The sequence below is a fragment of the Williamsia sp. 1135 genome, assembly GCF_002095395.1.
Lineage (GTDB): Bacteria > Actinomycetota > Actinomycetes > Mycobacteriales > Mycobacteriaceae > Williamsia.
Window position 1 is genome coordinate 190,069 of record NZ_MJEI01000107.1, and the last position, 21,142, is coordinate 211,210.

A 21,142-nucleotide genomic window follows, 5' to 3' on the forward strand; every position below is an offset into this window, starting at 1 on the left:
GTTGATGGGAAGTGCTGGATTGATGGAGAGCATGCTGGATCAATGTTGAGTGTGCTGGGCCGGGCGTCGGTATCCAAGGTCACGTTGCCCCTCGGCAGGGCGTTGATCAAGACCGGACTCACGCCTGATGCCATGACGATGATCGGGACCACCGCGACAATCGCTGCTGCGGTGACGCTGTTCCCGATGGGGTACCTGTTCGTCGGCACCCTCGTGATCTGGCTGTTCGTGATGTTCGACATGCTCGACGGCGCCATGGCGAGGGCACGCGGCGGGGGTACCAAGTTCGGTGCCGTGCTCGACTCCACCTGCGACCGGCTCGCCGACGGTGCGATCTTCGCAGGGCTCGGCTGGTGGTGCCTCGTCGAGGAGCCGAGCAAGCAATTGTTCGTCGCCACGATGATCTGCCTGGTCACCTCTCAGGTGATCTCGTATGCGAAGGCGCGTGCCGAGGCCAGTGGACTCAACGGTGATGGTGGACTCATCGAACGTCCTGATCGCCTGATCATCGTGCTCGTCGGTACGGGCCTGACCGGGCTCGGTCTGTCGTGGGCCATCTACATTGCGATGTGGCTGCTGGCGGTCGGCAGCGTGGTCACCGTGTTCCAACGCATGTGGTCGGTGTACAAATCGCCCGGTGCCACCGATCTGCAACCCATCGCCGCCCCGACTGCTGTCGCGGACGAGGACGGATCCACCGCGTGAGTTCGGTGGGCGAACGGCTGGCGGACGTCGGCTATGCGGCCGGGTGGTCGCTGGTGCGCCTGCTCCCGGAGTCGGTCGCACGGACCGTGTTCGATCGGGCCGGCCACTTCGTCGGCGGCCGGAACGGCGGGCCTGCACAGCTCCGCAAGAACTTGGCCCGCGTACTGGGCTGTGCGCCCGACGAGGTCCCGGAATCGGTGATGCGGGACTCGATGCGGTCCTACGCCCGGTACTGGCGTGAAGCGTTCCGGCTTCCGACCATGGATTTCGCGCTTGCAGCCTCACGGGTCGACCTCCCGGCGCCCGATCATCAGCTGCTCGACGACGCGCTGGCCAAGGGCAAGGGCGTGGTCCTGGCGCTTCCTCACAGCGGGAACTGGGACATGGCCGGGGTGTGGTTGGTGCAGAACGTCGGCACCTTCTCGACCGTCGCGGAACGACTGTCTCCAGAGTCGCTGTTCAAACGGTTCGTCCGCTACCGGGAGTCCCTGGGTTTCGAGATCTTCGCGCTCAGTGGGGGTGAGCAGCCGCCTTACGGCCAGTTGGCTGATCGCCTGCGATCGGGTGGCGTCGTCTGTCTGCTGGGGGAACGGGACCTCGCAGAACACGGAGTACCTGTCACATTCTTCGGTGAGTCGACCCGTATGCCTGCCGGACCGGCGAAGCTGGCGATCGACACCGGGGCCGCCCTCATCGCGGTTCATCACTGGTTCACCGGACCGGATACGTCGCAATTTCGGCTGTCCGGACCGCTCGACACCTCCGGTGGGGTCGCCGCGGCCACGCAGTTGCTGGCGAACGAGTTCGAGTCGAACATCGCTGCCCACCCGCAGGACTGGCATATGTTGCAGCCGCTCTGGCAGGCCGATTGGTCGGATGCGCGACGGCGGCGCATCGACGGCGAGGCCACCCGATGAAGATCGGCATGATCTGTCCCTACTCATTCGATGTTCCCGGTGGCGTGCAGGCCCACGTCATGGAGCTCGCGCAGGTTTTCATCAACCGCGGTCACACGGTGAGTGTGTTGGCGCCGTCCGGAAAGGACACCGAGCTTCCCGAGTATGTGGTGTCGGTGGGCGAGGCTCTGGCTTTCCCTTACAACGGGTCGGTGGCACGGCTGAACTTCAGTCCGAACGCTTATGCGCGCCTTCGTCGTTGGATCAGGGAGGAGAAGTTCGACATCCTTCACGTACACGAGCCCAACTCGCCGAGTATCTCGATGATGTCGCTGATGGTGGCACAGGGCCCGATCGTCACCACCTTCCACGCCGCGACCACGAAGTCGTTGCTGCTCAGCGTATTCCAGGGAATTCTGCGCCCGTACCACGAACGGATCGCCGGAAAGATCGCGGTGTCCGAACTGGCCCGGCGGTGGCAGATGGAGTCCCTCGGGTCTGATGCCGTCGAGATCCCGAACGGTGTTCATACGCAGTCGTTCGCACACGCCGAACCGTTCGAGGGTTACCCACATCCCGGCCGGACCGTCCTGTTCCTCGGCCGCTACGACGAACCCCGCAAGGGCATGGACGTGTTACTCGAAGCACTGCCCGCCGTGGTGGCTCGATACCCCGACCTGAGAGTGCTGGTCGTCGGTGGGGGACACGAGCGCACGCTGCGCGGGAAAGCCGGCGAACTCGCCGATCACATGGTGTTCCTCGGCCAGGTGGACGATGAGCTCAAGGCGCGCGCTCTGCGATCGGCCGACGTCTACTGCGCGCCCAATCTGGGAGGCGAGAGTTTCGGCATCGTCCTCGTGGAGGCCATGGCCGCCGGAGCAGCCGTGGTGGCGAGCAAGCTCGATGCGTTTCGGCGGGTCCTCGACGACGGTCGCGCGGGCGTCCTCGTCGACGTCGGCGACTCCGACGAGCTGGCATACGGGATCATCGCCGCCCTCGGCGACGACGAGAGTCGCGCCGCGATGGTCGATCGAGCACGACTGCGCGCCGGACGGTACGACTGGTCACAGGTCGCCGATCAAATCCTGCGGGTGTACGACACCGTGACGGTGGGCGCAGGCAAAGTCATCGTCTCCGACTGACCCTGACCGGCCCCAACCACAGCCCCGAGATCCCAATCGCAGCCGCGAGGGTGACTGCCCGAAAGGACTTCATGACCGTCTCCGCCCTGACCGTCCTCATCCTGGGCATCATCTTGGTGGTGGTCCTGCTCGGCCTGGGCTGGGCGTACAAGACCGCAAACCGGCTCGATCGCTTGCATGTACGGGTGGACCTCGCCTGGCAGGCACTGGACGCGGCTCTGGCTCGGCGAGCCGTGGTGGCGCGGTCGATCGGTGCGGGTCTCGGTGGGGAGGGGCGTGAGCTGATCCTCGCGGCCGACCGCGCGGAGGGCGCCGCCCGAGCAGACCGTGAACGCGCAGAGAATGTCGTCTCCGCCGCGCTGGCGCAGGTTGACAGCGCGTCTTTGCGGTCGCAGTTGGTCACTGAACTCGCGGATGCCGAGACGCGGGTGATGATCGCCCGCAGATTTCACAACGATGCGGTCAGGGACACCCTTGCCCTGCGAGGCAGACGGCCCGTCCGCTGGCTGCATCTGGGAGGCACCGCCCCGACGCCGCTGTACTTCGAGATCGTGGAGCGAGCGGCCGTCTGATCAGCGCGGACAGCCCTCACCCGGCACTGCGGGACCGCGCGGCGACAGGACCCACGCAGAAAGCCTAGACTGGAAGCTCAGCAATCGACTCGACTTGTAGGAGCAGTAGACGTGAGCAGTGCCCCAGACCTTGGTTCATCGGTGAAGCCGGAGACGTCCGGCACCGGAACCGCGCGTGTCAAGCGTGGGATGGCCGAGATGCTCAAGGGTGGCGTGATCATGGACGTCGTCACCGCGGAGCAGGCGAAGATCGCCGAGGATGCGGGTGCTGTCGCTGTCATGGCTCTCGAGCGTGTTCCGGCCGATATTCGTGCCCAGGGCGGGGTGTCGCGGATGAGTGATCCGGACATGATCGATTCCATCATCTCCGCGGTGTCGATTCCGGTGATGGCCAAGGCGAGGATCGGGCATTTCGTCGAGGCGCAGATCCTGCAGAGTCTGGGCGTGGACTACATCGACGAGTCCGAGGTCTTGACCCCGGCCGACTATGCCAATCACATCGACAAGTGGCAGTTCACCGTTCCTTTTGTGTGTGGTGCGACCAATCTCGGTGAGGCTCTGCGTCGCCTGACCGAGGGTGCGGGCATGATTCGCTCGAAGGGCGAGGCCGGTACCGGTGACGTGTCGAACGCCACGACCCATATGCGCAAGATCCGCGACGAGATCCGTCGGTTGACGTCGTTGCCGAAGGACGAGCTGTTCGTGGCCGCGAAGGAATTGCAGGCGCCGTATGAGCTGGTGGTCGAGGTTGCCGAAAGCGGCAAGCTGCCGGTGACGTTGTTCACTGCGGGCGGTATCGCGACCCCGGCGGACGCGGCGATGATGATGCAGCTCGGCGCCGAGGGTGTGTTTGTCGGATCGGGGATCTTCAAGTCCGGCAATCCTGCCGAACGGGCGGTTGCGATCGTGCAGGCGACCACGTTCTACGACGACCCCGACGTGCTGGCCAAGGTCTCACGTGGGCTGGGCGAGGCCATGGTCGGAATCAATGTCGACGACATCCCACAACCGCACCGGCTCGCCGAACGCGGCTGGTGATCTGACACGGATGCGGGGGTCCGAAGAATTCGATGACGAGCGCGTCCGCTGATTTCGAGGCGATCCCACTCGGCTGCGGCCGCTGTGGGACGCAAATCCCGTCCGCGCTGGCGCGGTGCCCCGAATGCGGGCAGCAGATGTTCGTCAGCCCCGGCGCAGGAGTGCCGGAGTCTCCGCGAGAGTTTCTAGGGGCCAACCGGATCCCGGCGTCGATGGGAGCCCGGACGACGGCTTACCTGATCGATACCGCGCTGGTGATCGGCTCTCTGGCCGCCCTGCTGTGGGCCGAGCTGGCCCTCGGGCTCGGTCTGGCGGTCGTGTTCGCCGTCGGCGTGCCGCTGCTCGCCTTGACGGCGAGCGCGTTGCTTCGCGCCGCCGGCCGGCGGACTCCCGGTCAGGTACTGAGCAGGACAACCGTCAGGCGCCGGGTCTCCGGTCACCCCGGCGGATTCTGGCGGCAGCTGTTGCGCACCACCGCACTGCATGTGAGCAATGTGCTGCTCTTCGCGGGTGCGTGGTCTGTCCTCGCCGACCGTGGTCGCCCACGGCGCGGCTGGCACGAAAAGATCTCCGGCACGACGACGACAGGCAGTCTCGGTACTGCGGGTTACGAGGTCGTTCCCGTGCCTCCGCGTTTCGCGGGTGGCGGCGACTCCGCTGACCTCCCGACAGATCTCATCGATCCCCGGCAGTCCGCACGGACGTTGCCCTTGCACTCCGGCCACCGCCCGCTCCGGTTGCGGATGGATGACGGCAGTTTCACCGATCTGTCAGGGTCCGGGTTTCTCGGCGTACCGGCGGTCGCGTGGTCTGGGGGACGTGCCGAGATGGTCGTGGTGTCGGCAGAATCTGCGCTCGAAGGCGACACGCATCTCCAATTCAGTGTCTCGGGCGGCAGATTGTGGATGATCAGTACGGGTCCAGCGGTCGGATCCGTCCTCGACAACGGCGAATCGGTCACCACGATGCGTCCCGGACATCCCTACGAGGTGGGTCCGGGCACGGTGGTGCATCTCGGTCCGCGCAGTTTCGAGGTCGCCGGATGACTATCAGACGCGGAGCCGGAGGCGGAGCTCGACCATGACGACTGGAGACGAAGCCGCAGACACGGCTCGGGCCATGACGACTGGAGACGAAGCCGCAGACACGGCTCGGGCCATGACGACTGGAGACGAAGCCGGAGGCGGAGCTCGACCATGACAATGGAGACGACTGGGACAGTCCGTGATGAGATGCGCAGTGGGACAGGCGAGTTCGGTCAGGTCGAGATAAGTTGGGCAGTGGTCAGTGATGTCGGTCTGCTTCGGGAGACCAACGAAGACGCGGCACTGGTGGGGCCTGGCATGCTCCTCGTCGCGGACGGTATGGGTGGCCACGATTGCGGCGAACTAGCCAGCGAGGCGGCGCTGTCGGCGTTGTCGGACACCGCGATCACGGGGATCAACCGCACTCGGGACTCGGTGATGGACCTGCTGAGCGAGGCGCAACGTCAGATCGAGGACATCGACACCGCAGACTCGGGTCGGCGAGCGGGTACGACGATCACCGGGGCGATGTTGGTCGACAATGACGGCGTCCCGCACTGGCTTGTACTCAACATCGGGGATTCTCGGACATACCGGATGTCTCACGGCCGTCTGGAGCAAGTGACGGTCGATCATTCGCAAGTACAAGAACTCGTGGACGCGGGTTTCTTGACCGCGGCACAGGCCCGGGTCGACCCGCGACGAAACGTGATCACCAGAGCCCTTGGCGCGGGTATGGAGCAGGAAGCCGACTTCTTCACGTTCCCGGTGGAGGTGGGGGACCGGATCATGGTGTGTTCCGACGGGCTGACCGGTGAGCTGACAGACGATTCGATCGCGACGATCCTCGCCGACCTCACAGACCCTGCCCAGGCCGCACAGGCTCTGGTGGCGGCGGCGTTGGAAGCGGGCGGACGGGACAACATCACGGTGGCGATTGCCGACGCGACAGCTGTTCCGAAGATCGTGGAGTCCACTGACCGGTGAGATGCCCATGACCGCAGCGGATTCGCCGGATGAGTCGCCGATCGTCGCGCAACAGGTAGATCGAGCGATCCCCGAGACTTTTGTCGACTACTGCGGCGAGAGGTTCACGGTCAGCCCTGACGAGCCATTCCACATCGGGCGTGAGGCCGATCTCGACGTCGACGACAATCCGTACCTGCATCGTAAGTTCCTGATGCTCCACTACGAGGACGGGTTGTGGTGGTTGTCGAATGTCGGTTCGCACCTGTCGGCCGGCGTGGTTGCCGGAGACGCCGGATTTCAGGCGACTCTCGCGCCGGGCGCCCGGGTGCCGCTGGTTTCCGGCGTGAGCGCCGTGGTCTTTTCCGCTGGTCCGACGACCTATGAGCTCGATATTCACTCCGGCGCAACACCTTTGGTCACCATTGAGCCGCCCGTCGAGCCGACGCAGAGTGGGGAGACCACGATCGGTGTGGTCTCGCTGACCGAGAGCCAAAAGCTGCTCATCGTGGTGTTGGCCGAGGAAGTGCTGCGTCGCAACGGCACGGGCGCGAGCTCGATCCCGTCGTCGGCGCAAGCCGCCAGGCGCCTGGGATGGTCCATCACGAAGTTCAATCGAAAGCTCGACAACGTCTGCGACAAGTTCGATCAGATAGGCGTCTCCGGGATGCGCGGTGGCTCGGGCCGGTTGGCGAGCAATCGACGGGTCAAGCTCGTCGAGTATGCGGTCGCGGCGCGGCTGGTGACACGCTCAGACCTCCCTCTGATCGACGCCGAGGCGAAGGTCAACGGCGTCTGAGACGCCTCTTTGTGCCCTGCTGCGCCCCAATGTCTGCACCATCGGGCAGCTGGATGGGTTCTTCTTGAGCAAAATGCGCTCTAACCTGCGGATATGGGGTGGGTAGTTCTCCCCATCGACACAGCTGGGAGGTCGTCTTAGTGTTTGTGTCACGTCCAGAACAGCGCGGCGGAGCTAGCCGGCCAACACCTACAGGAGAACTTCGATGACCGTATTGCACAACACCTTTGGCGCGCCGGCTCGCACTCGGGTCGGATATCGGCCGGCGACCCCGGCCAGGATGACGCGAGAAGAGGCTCTCGCCCGGCTGGCCCAGCGCACGATGCCACTGCCTGGCCGACCGGGACACGCCGCAGCAGGCGCCACCTGCACCACTCCGGGCGCCCCCACCTCGAACGGTCAGCAGTCGCGGTCGATGCACGCCCCGATGGCCTCCGAGCCGGCGCCGGTGGCGTATCCGAAACCGAAATTGTCGCAGCGGGAGATCGAGGTGCTACGCGCGTGGCTGAACCTGGATTCGAAGTCCGCGGTGGCCGAGTCCCTGTTCATCTCGCTGGGGACCGTGAACACGCACCTCGCCCGAATCCGGGTGAAGTACAACGAGGTCGGTCGCGGCGCTCCCACCAAGGCCGCGCTGGTCGCGCGCGCCATCCAGGACGGGATCGTGCATATCGACGACCTGTGAGCGCAGGCGCCATGGTGCGTGGTGGGGATCACTGACGACGGTGGGCAATAATCGTTGTCGGAAAGGGGTCACATGGCCATGGCGATGATCGAGGAGATCCTGCAACTCGAGGCGATCGAGAAGGACATCTACCGAGGACGCGTACATCCGAGTTTTCTGCAGCGGACGTTCGGCGGCCAGGTTGCCGGCCAGTCGCTGGTGTCGGCGACCCGCACCGTCGAGGACAGGTTCCGGGTGCACTCCCTGCACGGATACTTTCTGCGTGGGGGCAACCCCAAAGAACCGACGGTCTACCTCGTCGATCGGGTGCGGGACGGTCGCTCGTTCTGCACGCGCCGCGTCACCGCGATTCAGGACGGACTGGCGATCTTCACGATGTCGGCCTCGTTCCACGTCGAGGATCAGGGGTACGAGCATCAGGACAGCATGCCCCGCGTGCCCCGCCCCGAAGAACTGCCCGACATCCTCGATTCCGAGGACGCGGATCTCACGGCCCCGTATCGCGAGTGGGAGAACTTCGACGTCCGAATTGTGCCTCGTGACCAGTTGATCGGGAGCCGGGATCTCGCGTCCCAGCAGCAGGTCTGGTTCCGCTACCGCAACCCGCTGCCCGACGACCAGGTCTTTCACGTCTGCACGCTCGCGTACATGAGCGATATGACTCTGCTCGGTTCGGCCAAGGTCGCACACCCCGACGAGGACGCGCAGTTCGCATCGCTCGATCATGCGATGTGGTTCATGCGCCCGTTCCGGGCCGACGAATGGCTCCTCTACGACCAGACGTCGCCGTCGGCCGGTGGCGGTCGCGCACTGACCCAGGGCAGGATCTACGACCACCGCGGTGTGATGGTGGCGGCGGTGACCCAGGAGGGGCTGACCCGCACCGGACGCGAGGTCCCCAAGGATCAGCACGCCAAGCGGGAGAGTTGAGCGCCACGCTGCGGATCGGTGTCCTCGCGCTGCAAGGCGACGTCCGCGAACACCACGCCGCGCTCTCCGCCATCGGGGTGGAGTCTGTCTCTGTGCGTCGACCCGCGGAACTCGCATCGATCGACGGGATCATAATCCCGGGTGGAGAGTCGACGACGATGAGCCGGTTGCTCGTCCTGCTCGATCTCCTGGACCCTCTGCGCGCTGCCCTCGCCGGTGGCCTGCCCGCCTACGGATCATGTGCCGGGATGATCATGCTGGCGACCGACATCCTCGACACCAGGCCAGACGCGCATCACCTCGACGCCTTGGACATCACGGTGCGGCGCAACGCTTTCGGTCGGCAGGTCGCTTCCTTCGAGACGGACCTGGAACTCGACGGCATCGCGGGGGGCCCGATGCGTGCCGTCTTCATCAGAGCACCCTGGGTCGAGTCGACCGGGGAGGCTGTAGATGTTCTGGGGGTCGTACCGGAAGGGCCCGCGGAGGGCCGGATCGTCGCGGTCCGCCAAGGCGTCGTCCTGGCCACGTCGTTTCATCCCGAGGTCACCGGGGATCGTCGCGTCCACGAGTATTTCGTCGAGATGGCGCGCTCGGCACGGTGAAACCCTCCGAGCCTGCATCTGGGCACCGCGGCGCGGGAGTAGGATCGGTCCGCAGTTCAAAGACCCGCCACCGACCACGAATCGACCGCATGCCTTCGCCGGGCATCATGAAAGGGGCTTGCGCCAATGAGCGGCCACTCCAAATGGGCCACCACCAAGCACAAGAAGGCGGTGGTTGATGCCAAGCGCGGCAAGATGTTTGCCAAGCTCGTGAAGAACATCGAGGTTGCAGCGCGTACCGGCGGCGGTGACCCGAGTGGCAACCCGACGTTGTTCGACGCCATCCAGAAGGCAAAGAAGTCGTCGGTCCCCAACGACAACATCGAGCGAGCCCGCAAGCGCGGCGGCGGCGAAGAGGCCGGTGGCGCCGACTGGCAGAACATCACGTACGAAGGCTATGGCCCCAACGGTGTCGCGATCCTCATCGAATGCCTCACCGACAACAGGAACCGCGCTGCCACCGAGGTGCGCACCGCGATGAGCCGCAACGGGGGCAACATGGCAGACCCCGGTTCGGTCTCGTACCTGTTCCACCGCAAGGGTGTGGTGACCCTGGAAAAAGCAGGCCAGACCGAGGACGATGTGCTGATGGCCGTGCTCGAGGCAGGTGCAGAGGAGATCACAGACCTGGGCGACACCTTCGAGATCGTCAGTGAGCCAACCGATCTCGTCGCCGTCCGGTCCGCGCTTCAAGAGGCCGGTATCGATTACGAGTCCGCCGAGGCGAGCTTCCGGGCGTCTGTCGAAGTACCCGTCGACGCCGACGGTGCCCGCAAGGTGTTCCGCCTGATCGACGCGCTCGAGGACTCCGACGACGTCCAAGACGTGTATTCGAATGTCGATATCAGCGATGAGGTATTGGCTGAGTTGGAGGAAGAGGACTAGGGGCTGCTGGCCCCGCCGGGTCGGGCCGGGAGTGTGCGCTTGTGTCGCCGCTGTGTCATTTCGCTCCGCTTCGCTGCGCGGGGCGTGCGGCCCTTAATCGCGTGCTCTTCCTCCGTCGACTCGGTCGCTGCGCTCCCTCGCTCCTCCGTCCAGAGCACGCGGGGCCGCACGCGAGCGGTGTCAGTCGCGCGTCGTTCCGACCGCGAGAAGGCCGCGGTGTGTCGGTGAGCCGTTGCTGTCCTGCTTCCCTCTAGAATATCGAACAACTGTTCGTGTTTTGTGGTCCGACTTGAGGGGCGTTCATGCGGGTGATGGGTGTGGACCCAGGGCTGACCAGATGCGGCATCGCGCTGGTCGAATCGGGTACGGGCCGCGCGGTCACCGCCCTGGACGTCGACGTCGTGCGGACGCCGCCGGAGATGGCCCTCGAGAACCGGTTGCTCGCGATCTACAACGCCGCTGAGCACTGGATCGAGATCCACAGTCCCGACGTGGTGGCGATCGAACGGGTCTTCGCCCAACACCAGGTCAGTACCGCGATGGGCACCGCGCAGGCCGGCGGTGTGGTCGCGCTGGCAGCCGCCAAACGCGACATCCCTGTTCGATTTCACACCCCCAGCGAGGTGAAGGCAGCAGTCACCGGCAGTGGTCGGGCCGACAAAGCCCAGGTCACCGCTATGGTGACCCGAATCCTGGGAATGCAGCAGGCACCCAAACCGGCGGATGCCGCCGACGCCCTGGCGCTGGCGATATGTCATTGCTGGCGGGGCCCCGTGGCCGAGCGGATGGCACAGGCCCAGGCGCAGGCAGTGGCACAGCAGAAGGCGTATCGAGAGCGGGTCGCCCAGGCGAAGAAGGCGGTACAGCGGTGATCTCCTCGGTACGTGGCCCGGTTATGGATGTAGCACTCGACCACGTCGTGATCGACTGCGCCGGAGTCGGTTATCGCGTTCTCGTGACTCCGACCACCGCAGGATCCGTGCACCGGGGCGCCGAGGCGACCTTGCTGACGACCATGATCGTCCGCGAGGACTCGATGACCCTGTACGGGTTCACCGAGCCCGACGCACGCTCCCTGTTCACGCTGCTGCAGACCGTGACCGGCGTCGGTCCGCGACTCGCGATGGCCACCCTGGCGGTTCTCGAGCCCGACGCTTTGCGGCACGCGCTGGCAGGTGAGGACACCAAGGCGCTCATGGGCGTTCCCGGGATCGGGAAAAGAGTCGCCGAGCGTCTCGTCGTGGAACTGCGCGACAAAGTCGACCGTCCGCATTCCGCCACCGGAACGGCGGCCGGGCCCGGGAGCTCCTCGGTACGTGATCAGGTCATCGAGGCCCTCGTCGGGCTGGGTTTCGCAGCCCCGGTTGCCGAGAAGACCGTCATCGCCGTACTGGCAGATCAACCGGGCGCCGATTCGGCGACCGTGCTACGTGCCGGCCTGGCATCGCTGGGTAGATCCACATGACCGGCGACACCTTCGACCCCGACGGCGGGGTCGGCCGGGACGGAGCGTTCGGTCCTGACGCCGCGTTCGATCCGGACAGGGCGGCCGGTACCGATGGCGCCAACAGGACGGTCAACGCCGGTCGTATCGGTGGTGACGGCGATCTCGACAACAGCCTGCGGCCCAAATCGCTCGGCGAGTTCATCGGCCAGCCCCGGGTCTGCGAGCAGTTGGACCTCGTGCTGCAGGCCGCCCGTGGCCGTGGTGGCACGCCCGATCACATCTTGCTTTCGGGGCCTCCCGGCCTCGGCAAGACCTCGTTGGCGATGATCATCGCGGGGGAGATGGGCGCCGCCCTGCGGGTCACGTCCGGCCCGGCACTCGAACGCGCGGGGGATCTCGCCGCGATGCTGTCGAACCTCGTCGAAGGTGATGTGTTGTTCATCGACGAGATCCACCGCATCGCGCGCCCTGCCGAGGAAATGCTCTATCTGGCGATGGAGGACTTCCGCGTCGATGTGGTGGTCGGGAAAGGACCGGGTGCCACCTCGATACCCCTCGACGTCGCGCCGTTCACGCTGGTCGGCGCGACCACGAGATCTGGTGCGCTCACCGGCCCACTCCGTGATCGCTTCGGCTTCACCGCGCACATGGAGTTCTACGACACGGGGGAGCTGGAGCGGGTCCTGACCCGCTCCGCCGGAATCCTCGGCATCACCATGCAAGCCGACGCCGGTGCCGAGATCGCATCCCGATCTCGCGGTACGCCGCGTATCGCCAACCGACTGCTGCGCCGCGTGCGCGACTACGCCGAGGTGCGGGCCGATGGCCTCGTGACCTTACCGATCGCCCGGGCGGCACTGGCGGTCTATGACGTCGATGAGCTCGGATTCGACCGGCTGGACCGAGCCGTCCTGGCCGCGTTGGTCCGGGGCTTCGGTGGCGGCCCGGTCGGCGTCTCGACGCTGGCGGTCGCGGTAGGCGAGGAACCGGCCACGGTCGAAGAGGTCTGTGAGCCATTCCTCGTACGTGCCGGGATGATCGCCCGCACACCCCGTGGGCGGGTGGCCACTGCGGCCGCATGGCATCACCTGGGTCTCACGCCGCCGGCGGGAGCCCTCAACGCGGCGTTCGGGGTCCGTGCGCGCGACGAGGGCGCCGGGATGATCTCGCTCTTCGACTCGGACGACCAAGAGATCTGAGACTCGAATTCGGGCGCTGCGGCGCGGGGATGGCACACTGGTTGTGATTGCGGGCGCTGCTCGTGACCACGAACACACAATCGAGGATTGAACACACCATCATGGAATTGATATTCCCTATCCTGCTGGTCTTCCTGGTCGGCATCATGTTCCTGTCCGTGCGTCGCCAGAAGAAGGCGGCCGCGGAGGCCAAGGAGATGCAGGAGACCCTGCAGATCGGTGCCCGTATCCAGACGACGTCCGGAATGTACGGGACCATCGCCGGCCTGGCAGACGGCACCGTCGACCTGGAGATCGCCGACGGGGTCGTCACCCGCTGGAACCGGCTCGCCATCCGTGAGGTCGTCCACGCCGACGACCTGGCCGACAGCTACCCCGGCGTCGGGTTGATCGACCCGGACTTCGAGGCCAACGGCATCCACGACGATGATGAGGACCTCGACGCCCTGACCGAGAATGATGACCACATCAGTCTCGACAAGTCGCGCGGAGACCAAGACAAAGCGTAAGACCAACTCGTCACAGGGGCGCCACACGTGTGGTGCCGCGGCATGCTCGTAGCCGCGGCACGTACCGTGGCAGGCGCCCCTGCGGTGCGTACGGGGTTAGTTGAGCAAAATGAGGAGACGTAGGCAGCGTGGCATCGTCGTCGAACCGTGAGGTACCGCCCTTACGGATGTTGATCGTCTTTTTCTTACTGATGGTCGTTACGTATGGACTGGTGTTCTTCACCGGTAGCAAGGATCCGACCCCGAAACTCGGTATCGACCTGCAGGGCGGGACCCGGGTCACTCTGACCGCGCGCACGCCCGACGGGAATGCGCCGAGCCGGGATCAGCTCGACAAGGCCAAGCAGATCATCGAGAACCGTGTCAACGGTCTCGGGGTCTCGGGGTCCGAGGTGATCATCGACGGCGACAACCTCGTGATCACCGTGCCCGGTGACGACGGCAAACAGGCCCGGACACTCGGTCAGACCGCACTCCTCTACGTACGCCCGGTTGCGACCGTGCAACCGGCGACTCCTCAGCCCAACGCTCCACCCCCGCCTGCGGGCCAGACCGCAGAAGAGGCCATCGCCGAGGCGAAGGCGCTTCGGCAGGCTCCGAAGGACGCCAATCTCGACGCGTTGACCGCACAGATGGCGAAGATGAACTGCGACCCGGCGGCGCCGGATCCGTTGCAGGGCAACGACAACCCGGACGAATACCTGGTGACCTGTTCCGAGGACGGCACCCAGGTCTATCTTCTCGAGCCGCAGATCCTCCGCGGTAGCGATATCGCCGAGGCAGAAGCCGGCACCACGCAGGGCGCAGGTGCCTGGATCGTCCGTCTCGACTACAAGGGCGGTGCGAGCGAGCGCTGGTCGAGCTATACGGCCCAGAACATCGGCAAGGCAACCGCTTTCACCCTCGACTCCAAGGTGGTGAGTGCACCTCAGATCAACGGTGCCATCAACGGCACCACCGAGGTCAGTGGCGATTTCACCCAGACTGAGGCCAAGGACTTGGCCAACGTCCTCAAGTACGGCTCGCTTCCGTTGTCGTTCGAGGCTTCTGACGCAGAGACGGTCTCGGCCACCTTGGGGTGGGCGTCGCTGCAGGCAGGTTTGATCGCGGGTCTGATCGGACTCATCGCGGTCTTCATCTATGCACTGGCGTACTACCGGATGCTGGGAATTCTCACGATCCTGTCGCTGGTGGCTTCCGGGATCATGGTCTACGGGATCATGGTGCTGCTCGGCCGCTACATCAACTTCACGCTCGACCTCGCTGGAATCGCCGGTCTCGTCATCGGTATCGGTATGACGGCCGACTCTTTTGTCGTCTACTTCGAGCGAATCAAGGACGAGATGCGCGAGGGCCGGAGTTTCCGGTCGGCGGTGCCCCGCGGCTGGGCCCGGGCCAAACGAACCATCTGGTCGGGCAACATGGTCAGTTTGATCTCGGCCGCCGTCCTGTACTTCCTGGCGATAGGCGACGTGCGCGGGTTCGCGTTCACACTCGGCCTCACCACCATCCTCGACATCGCGGTGGTCTTCATGGTCACCCACCCGCTGGTGGTTTACGCCTCACGGTCGAAGTTCCTGTCCAAACCGAACGTCAACGGGCTCGGCGCGGTGACAGAGGTCGCGCGCGAACGCCGTCAGGCCGCCGACGAGCGTACGTCTGTCACCACCAGTCCGGGTCCGTCCACTGATCCGACCTCGGGAGGAGAGCCCAATGGCTGAAGCAGATCGCCTGGCACCAACCAGTGACGCGAACTTCGTGTCTGCCAAGAACCGCTCGATCCTCTCGCGGCTGTACACCGGCACCGGAGCGTTCGAGATCGTCGGCCGCCGCCGGATGTGGTTCATGATCACTGCCGCGATGGTGGTGATCTCGCTCGCGAGCATCGGATTCCGTGGTTTCACGCTCGGGATCGAGTTCGAGGGCGGCACGCAGATCTCGTTCCCGAAGACCGGCGAGGTGTCGACCAGCCAGGTCGAGGACACCTACTCGAACGCGCTCGGGGAAGATCCGCAGACGGTACAGACAGCGGGGTCGGGCGGAAGCCAGACCGTGCAGATCCGCACCGAGACCCTCAATGCCGCGCAACTGGTGACGATCACCAATGCGATCGCCGAGGAGTTCCAGATCGCCCCGAATGACGTCAGTTCGTCGGATGTCAGTTCCACCTGGGGCGGTGAGATCACCGAGAAGGCGCTCATCGCGCTGTTGGTGTTCCTCGTCATCGTGACGATCTACATTGCGATCCGCTTTGACAGGGAGATGGCGCTGTCTGCCATGGCGGCACTGTTCTTCGACATCGCCACCACGGCGGGTATTTATTCACTGGTGGGATTCGAGGTGACCCCGGCCACCGTCATCGGCTTCCTCGCCATCCTGGGATTCTCGCTCTACGACACCGTGGTCGTTTTCGACAAGGTCGAAGAGAACGTACGCGGCGTGCTGCACACGAGCAGACGAACCTACGCGGAGCAGGCGAACCTTGCGATCAACCAGACCCTCATGCGGTCGATCAACACCACGGTGATCTCCGTACTCCCGGTGCTCGCGTTGATGGTGATCGCGGTCTGGCTGCTCGGCGTCGGGACGCTCAAGGACCTCGGCCTGGTGCAGATGGTCGGTGTCATCACGGGTACGTATTCCTCGATCTTCTTTGCCACGCCGTTGCTGGTGACGCTCAAAGAACGTCGTCGGGACATCGGTTCGCACACCCGCAAGGTGTTGGCCAAGCGCGCCGAGCGGGACACGCGCGGCACTGCTACAGCCGCGACCGAGACGGCAGGCACGGGCTCCACGACAACCCTCACCAAATCGGCGCCCGCGACCCGTCGCACGGCAGCCTCGCCGCAACCTGGGGCGCGCCCCTCCGGTAAACGCAGGCGCAAGCGCTAGCCTCACGGGTCATGGACACCCGCGCGATCATCGGTGCCGCGCTGGCGGCGGTGTCGGTCGGGAGTCTGCTCGTGGCCTGTTCGGAGCCCGCCGAACCAACGATCAACTATGTGGTCGACGGGACCGTGACCACCTACAACACCGAAACGCTGTCCGGCTCGACCGGCGGAGCGGGGATGGCCCTGTCGAGGGTGCTGCCCGGGTTCAGCTATCTCGGCCCGGACGGCCGGGTCATCGCCGACACCGACATCGGTGCCACCGCCGTCGAACCCGCGGAGTCGGGCGCTCTCACGATCCGATATGACATCAACCCGCGTGCGGTGTACTCGGATGGTGTCCCGCTGACCTGCGATGCGCTGGTGCTGGCGTGGGCGGCCCACAGCGGCCGGTTCGAGGGCTTCGACGTGATCAGCACGGCCGGCTATCGCGACGTCGAACGGGTCGATTGCCGGCCCGGCGCCAAGACGGCAACGGTGACGTTCAAGCGCGGGCGTTCATACCGCGACTGGCGAGCGCTGTTCGGGCCAGGAACGCTGTTGCCACCCCAGGTGGTCACCCGGGGCGCCGGTATCGCGGACGTCGTCGGCCCGATCAGCAGGACCGACCGGCGTGTGCTTGCTGACATCGCCAGGATCTGGAGCACCGGATGGACGATGGTCCCAGGAGAGTTCGACCCGGAGGGCTACCCGTCGCTCGGCCCGCTGCGGGTGGACGAGTACACCGACAACGGCGGTCTTGTTCTCCGCGCGAACGACCGATGGTGGGGCCAGCCCGCCGGCGATCGCCGGATCATCCTGTGGCCACGGCATTCGGCGCTGGCCGAAGATCTGTCCGAGGGAGAAGGTACGAACACCGTCGACGTCCTCGACATCGCGGCCGGCACCTACGGCGTCGACCCGGTGCCGCGTGGCGCACAAAGTGTCCCGACTGCACCTACAGCCGGTCTCGCCCCGATGTCGTCACTCGGGGTCGAGCGGCTCGTGATGGCCGGGTCGGGTGTCCTGGCCAATCCTGCAATGCGGCGGGCATTCGCGGCCTGCATACCCCGTGATGGTCTGGCCCGCGAGTTCGGTCGGGGCGCGCCGGTCAGCAACAACCACATCCTCGGACCCGACGAACTGCTGACGGGCACCATCGATGCAGAGTTCGGGCGCGACTATCTCCGGGCCGATCCGGTGCGTGCGGGAAACGAGGCGCGTGATGCGCGCCGCGGCGACGGAGCTCTGACGATCCGGGTCGGATACCTCGCTCCAGACAGCCGACGAGCGCAGATGGTCGCGGCGATGGCAGCGAGCTGTCAGGGGGCGGGCATCACCGTCACCGACGTCGCGTCCGACTCGATCGGTCCGGCAAGCCTGGGTGGGGAGGCAGACGCACTGATCACGGCGTCCGGCAACGGGTTCGCAGCGACAGGTGCCGCTGATCCGACCCGGGACACCTACGCGTTCCACGGCGGGGACCCCAGCAACATCGGTGGGTACCAGAATGCCAGGGTCTCTGCGTTGATCGACCAACTCGCGGTGACGGTTCCCGCTGCGGACCGACTTCCACTGGTGCGCGAGATCGAAAGCCTGCTGTGGCGAGACATGCCGGCGCTACCGTTGTTCACCTCGCCTCGAACCCGGCGCGCGGGGGACAATGTCGTACATGTCGTGTCAGGACTGTCACGGTCGGGGACCGGTTGGAACATCGACCGCTGGATGGTGAGCACGCCATGAACGACTGGACATCGCAGACCGGCACGGCTCCGCAACACGACCGACCGACCGACCACACCGTGAGGACAAGGCGATGAACGCCCAGACACAGACCAGCCGCGAGGCGCTGTCCGCCATTGAGCGCCTGACCCGGAAGGTGGCCGACTTTCCCGCTCCCGGAATCCAATTCAAGGACCTCTCGCCGGTTCTCGCCGACGCTGCCGGTCTGCGCGCGGTGATCGCCGGTCTGGGCGGATTCGCGGACAGCGACGTCGACCTCGTGGCGGGAATCGACGCCCGCGGATTCCTGTTGGGTTCGGGTGTGGCCCTGCACCTGGGTACCGGGGTCCTGGCGGTTCGCAAGGCCGGAAAGCTGCCGCCTCCGGTGTTCACCGAGGCGTACACCCTTGAATACGGAACGGCTTGTCTGGAGATTCCCGCGGACGGACTGGACCTCACGGGCGTCCGGGTCCTGGTGGTCGACGATGTCCTGGCGACCGGCGGGACGGTCATCGCCGCGGTGAAGCTGCTGCGGCAGGCGGGTGCGGTGCCCGTCGCGGTCGCGGTGGTGATGGAACTGGACGGACTCGGTGGACGCGCCGCGATCGAGACGGCCTGCGGCGACATCGAGGTCTCGGCGCTCGCTCCGGGATAGCCCGGAGTCATCACGAGGGCAAGAGATCGGGCGACTAGGGTTGATCGATATCTCCCGCGGTTTCGGACAGGACGGTAGGCGAGATGTACATCAGGAGGTGGTGAGATGGCAGAAGAGACTCACGGAGCTCTCACGCAGACCTCAGGTGGCCAGCTGAGCGACGCCGGATCGACTCCACCGGCGGTGGATGAGCCCGCCAAGAGCGCCACCGGTTCTGTCCCGACATCGGCCTCCCGCCGGGTGCGGGCCCGCCTGGCGCGGCGTATGACTGCGACCAAGAGTTCGATCCGGCCGGTTCTCGAACCGCTTGTGGCCCTGCATCGTGACGGCTATCCGAAGGCGGACGTCACTGTACTGCAGCGTGCCTACGACACCGCCGAGTCGAAGCACAGCGGGCAGTTCCGTAAATCCGGCGATCCGTACATCACCCATCCGCTGGCCGTGGCGACGATTCTTGCCGATCTCGGTATGGACACCACCACGCTGGTCGCAGCGCTGCTGCACGACACCGTCGAGGACACCGGTTACTCCCTCGAGGCGCTGTCCGAGGATTTCGGGCAGGAGGTCGCGCATCTGGTCGACGGTGTCACCAAGCTCGACAAGGTCGCGCTCGGGAACGCCGCAGAGGCCGAGACCATCCGCAAGATGATCATCGCGATGGCGCGAGACCCGCGGGTGCTGGTGATCAAGGTCGCCGACCGTCTGCACAACATGCGGACCATGCGGTTCCTCCCGCCCGAGAAGCAAGCGCGCAAGGCGCGCGAAACCCTCGAGGTCATCGCACCGCTGGCGCACCGGCTCGGTATGGCGACGGTCAAATGGGAGCTCGAAGACCTCGCGTTCGCCATCCTGCATCCGAAACGATACGAAGAGATCGTCCGTCTGGTCGCCGACCGGGCGCCCTCGCGCGACACGTACCTGGCTCGGGTGCGCGCCGATATCGTCAACGCGCTCACCGGTTCCCGGATCGATGCGACGGTGGAGGGCAGGCCGAAACACTACTGGTCGATCTACCAGAAGATGATCGTCAAGGGACGCGAGTTCGACGACATCCACGACCTCGTCGGCATGCGTATCCTCTGCGACGACCTGCGTGACTGCTATGCCGCTGTGGGCGTAGTCCATTCGCTCTGGCAGCCGATGGCGGGCCGGTTCAAGGACTACATTGCCCAGCCGCGGTTCGGCGTCTATCAGTCCCTGCACACCACTGTCATCGGACCCGAGGGCAAGCCGCTCGAGGTTCAGATCCGTACGCGCGACATGCACCGGACCGCCGAGTTCGGTATCGCTGCGCACTGGCGGTACAAGGAGACCCGAGGAAAGAACTCAGACAAGCATTCCTCTGATGCGGCTGAGATCGACGACATGGCCTGGATGCGGCAACTACTCGACTGGCAAAGGGAGGCAGCCGATCCCGGCGAGTTCCTGGAGTCGCTGCGCTACGACCTCGCGGTCAAGGAAATCTTTGTGTTCACCCCGAAGGGTGACGTGATCACGCTGCCGACGGGGTCGACACCCGTGGACTTCGCCTACGCAGTACACACCGAGGTCGGGCACCGATGCATCGGCGCCCGGGTCAACGGGCGTCTCGTGGCCCTCGAACGCACCCTCGAAAACGGCGAAGTCGTGGAGGTTTTCACCTCCAAGGCGGCCACGGCAGGGCCTTCCCGAGACTGGGCGACCTTCGTGGTCAGTCCGCGCGCCAAGGCGAAGATCAGGCAGTGGTTCGCAAAGGAGCGTCGCGAGGAAGCCCTCGAGAGTGGCAAGGATGCGATCGCCAAAGAGGTTCGCAGGGGCGGGCTTCCGATCCAGCGGTTGCTCAACAGCGATTCGATGGGCGCCATCGCGAACGAACTGAGGTTCGTGGATGTTTCCGCGCTCTACACCGCGGTCGGTGAGGGCCACGTGTCGGCACGCCACGTCGTCAGCAGGCTGGTGGCCCAACTCGGCGGGCTCGAGGACGCCGAGGAGGAACTCGCCGAGCGGTCGACGCCGTCGACGATGCCATCGCCTGCACGACAGACCGGCGATGCGGGCGTCGTGATTCCCGGTGCCGAGGGCGTGCTGGCGAAGCTGGCCAAGTGCTGCACCCCGGTACCCGGCGACGAGATCATGGGTTTCGTCACCCGCGGAGGCGGTGTGAGCGTGCACCGCACCGACTGCACCAACGCCAGCGCGCTACGGGAACAGTCCGAACGTCTCATCGAGGTGAAGTGGGCGCCATCTCCGTCCTCGGTGTTCCTCGTGGCCATCCAGGTCGAGGCGCTCGACCGTTCGCGCCTGCTCTCAGACGTCACCAGGGTGCTCGCCGACGAGCGCGTCAACATCTTGTCGGCCTCGGTGACCACCAGTCGCGACCGCGTGGCGATCAGCAAGTTCACCTTCGAGATGGGCGACCCCAAACACCTCGGTCATGTGCTGAACGTGGTGCGCAACGTCGAAGGCGTCTACGACGTCTACCGCGTCACCTCGGCCGCCTAGTCTCCAGGCGGCCG

20 protein-coding genes and 1 pseudogene are annotated in these 21,142 nt (G+C 65.5%); all 21 read left to right on the forward strand.

Going from position 1 to position 21,142, the window contains the following annotated elements; genetic code table 11:
* Nucleotides 1-42: 42 nt before the first annotated feature.
* The 21 genes and pseudogenes from pgsA (at nt 43) to BFL43_RS27190 (ending at nt 21,128) form a co-directional block, all read left to right on the forward strand.
* Complete coding sequence (gene pgsA, locus BFL43_RS27090) at nt 43-705, forward strand: phosphatidylinositol phosphate synthase (protein WP_084896477.1); 663 nt, start codon at nt 43-45, stop codon at nt 703-705.
* The gene (locus BFL43_RS27095) at nt 702-1,622 is read left to right on the forward strand and encodes a phosphatidylinositol mannoside acyltransferase (protein WP_084896479.1); all 921 of its coding nucleotides are present in this window, start codon (nt 702-704) and stop codon (nt 1,620-1,622) included. The genes pgsA and BFL43_RS27095 overlap by 4 nt, the downstream gene beginning before the upstream one ends.
* Nucleotides 1,619-2,743 carry a glycosyltransferase family 4 protein gene (locus BFL43_RS27100; RefSeq protein ID WP_084896481.1) on the forward strand — a complete coding sequence of 375 codons (1,125 nt, stop codon included), beginning with the start codon at nt 1,619-1,621 and terminating at the stop codon, nt 2,741-2,743. The genes BFL43_RS27095 and BFL43_RS27100 overlap by 4 nt, the downstream gene beginning before the upstream one ends.
* 71 nt (nt 2,744-2,814) lie before the next feature.
* Nucleotides 2,815-3,303 (forward strand): annotated as a pseudogene (locus BFL43_RS27105) (exopolyphosphatase); the annotation flags it as partial.
* A 123-nt stretch (nt 3,304-3,426) separates the two neighbouring features.
* Entirely contained in the window at nt 3,427-4,353 is a 927-nt protein-coding gene (gene pdxS, locus BFL43_RS27110) for a pyridoxal 5'-phosphate synthase lyase subunit PdxS (protein WP_084896485.1), read from the forward strand.
* Nucleotides 4,354-4,385: 32 nt separating this feature from the next.
* Nucleotides 4,386-5,399, forward strand: coding sequence for an RDD family protein (locus tag BFL43_RS27115; protein WP_084896486.1), 1,014 nt, complete (start codon nt 4,386-4,388; stop codon nt 5,397-5,399).
* Between the two features lie 150 nt (nt 5,400-5,549).
* Entirely contained in the window at nt 5,550-6,365 is an 816-nt protein-coding gene (locus tag BFL43_RS27120; RefSeq protein ID WP_240498515.1) for a protein phosphatase 2C domain-containing protein, read from the forward strand.
* 7 nt (nt 6,366-6,372) lie between these two features.
* Nucleotides 6,373-7,143, forward strand: coding sequence for a hypothetical protein (locus BFL43_RS27125; RefSeq protein ID WP_084896881.1), 771 nt, complete (start codon nt 6,373-6,375; stop codon nt 7,141-7,143).
* A 205-nt stretch (nt 7,144-7,348) separates the two neighbouring features.
* Nucleotides 7,349-7,828: a helix-turn-helix transcriptional regulator gene (locus tag BFL43_RS27130; protein WP_084896491.1), complete on the forward strand. Its 480-nt coding sequence runs from the start codon at nt 7,349-7,351 to the stop codon at nt 7,826-7,828.
* Nucleotides 7,829-7,906: 78 nt separating this feature from the next.
* Nucleotides 7,907-8,758 (forward strand): acyl-CoA thioesterase II, encoded by an 852-nt coding sequence (locus tag BFL43_RS29670; protein WP_240498537.1) that lies wholly within the window; start codon nt 7,907-7,909, stop codon nt 8,756-8,758.
* The gene (gene pdxT / locus BFL43_RS27140; protein WP_240498516.1) at nt 8,755-9,363 is read left to right on the forward strand and encodes a pyridoxal 5'-phosphate synthase glutaminase subunit PdxT; all 609 of its coding nucleotides are present in this window, start codon (nt 8,755-8,757) and stop codon (nt 9,361-9,363) included. The genes BFL43_RS29670 and pdxT overlap by 4 nt, the downstream gene beginning before the upstream one ends.
* Before the next feature lie 126 nt (nt 9,364-9,489).
* On the forward strand, nt 9,490-10,248 hold the full coding sequence (locus tag BFL43_RS27145; protein WP_084896496.1) for a YebC/PmpR family DNA-binding transcriptional regulator: 759 nt from the start codon (nt 9,490-9,492) through the stop codon (nt 10,246-10,248).
* A gap of 302 nt (nt 10,249-10,550) precedes the next feature.
* Nucleotides 10,551-11,120: a crossover junction endodeoxyribonuclease RuvC gene (gene ruvC, locus BFL43_RS27150; protein ID WP_084896498.1), complete on the forward strand. Its 570-nt coding sequence runs from the start codon at nt 10,551-10,553 to the stop codon at nt 11,118-11,120.
* Nucleotides 11,117-11,713 (forward strand): Holliday junction branch migration protein RuvA, encoded by a 597-nt coding sequence (gene ruvA, locus BFL43_RS27155; RefSeq protein WP_084896500.1) that lies wholly within the window; start codon nt 11,117-11,119, stop codon nt 11,711-11,713. The genes ruvC and ruvA overlap by 4 nt, the downstream gene beginning before the upstream one ends.
* The gene (ruvB, locus tag BFL43_RS27160) at nt 11,710-12,894 is read left to right on the forward strand and encodes a Holliday junction branch migration DNA helicase RuvB (protein ID WP_240498517.1); all 1,185 of its coding nucleotides are present in this window, start codon (nt 11,710-11,712) and stop codon (nt 12,892-12,894) included. Before ruvA ends, ruvB begins: the two co-directional genes overlap by 4 nt.
* Before the next feature lie 101 nt (nt 12,895-12,995).
* The gene (gene yajC, locus BFL43_RS27165) at nt 12,996-13,403 is read left to right on the forward strand and encodes a preprotein translocase subunit YajC (RefSeq protein ID WP_084896886.1); all 408 of its coding nucleotides are present in this window, start codon (nt 12,996-12,998) and stop codon (nt 13,401-13,403) included.
* 167 nt (nt 13,404-13,570) lie between these two features.
* Nucleotides 13,571-15,124, forward strand: coding sequence for a protein translocase subunit SecD (secD, locus tag BFL43_RS27170; RefSeq protein ID WP_206186772.1), 1,554 nt, complete (start codon nt 13,571-13,573; stop codon nt 15,122-15,124).
* Complete coding sequence (secF, locus tag BFL43_RS27175) at nt 15,117-16,295, forward strand: protein translocase subunit SecF (protein ID WP_084836811.1); 1,179 nt, start codon at nt 15,117-15,119, stop codon at nt 16,293-16,295. The genes secD and secF overlap by 8 nt, the downstream gene beginning before the upstream one ends.
* An 11-nt stretch (nt 16,296-16,306) precedes the next feature.
* Nucleotides 16,307-18,013, forward strand: coding sequence for an ABC transporter substrate-binding protein (locus BFL43_RS27180; protein WP_084896502.1), 1,707 nt, complete (start codon nt 16,307-16,309; stop codon nt 18,011-18,013).
* Between the two features lie 73 nt (nt 18,014-18,086).
* A complete protein-coding gene (locus tag BFL43_RS27185) occupies nt 18,087-18,647 on the forward strand; it encodes an adenine phosphoribosyltransferase (protein ID WP_084896504.1) in 561 nt (186 codons plus the stop codon).
* A 105-nt stretch (nt 18,648-18,752) separates the two neighbouring features.
* The gene (locus tag BFL43_RS27190; protein WP_084896506.1) at nt 18,753-21,128 is read left to right on the forward strand and encodes a RelA/SpoT family protein; all 2,376 of its coding nucleotides are present in this window, start codon (nt 18,753-18,755) and stop codon (nt 21,126-21,128) included.
* The last annotated feature ends 14 nt before the right edge of the window (nt 21,129-21,142 follow it).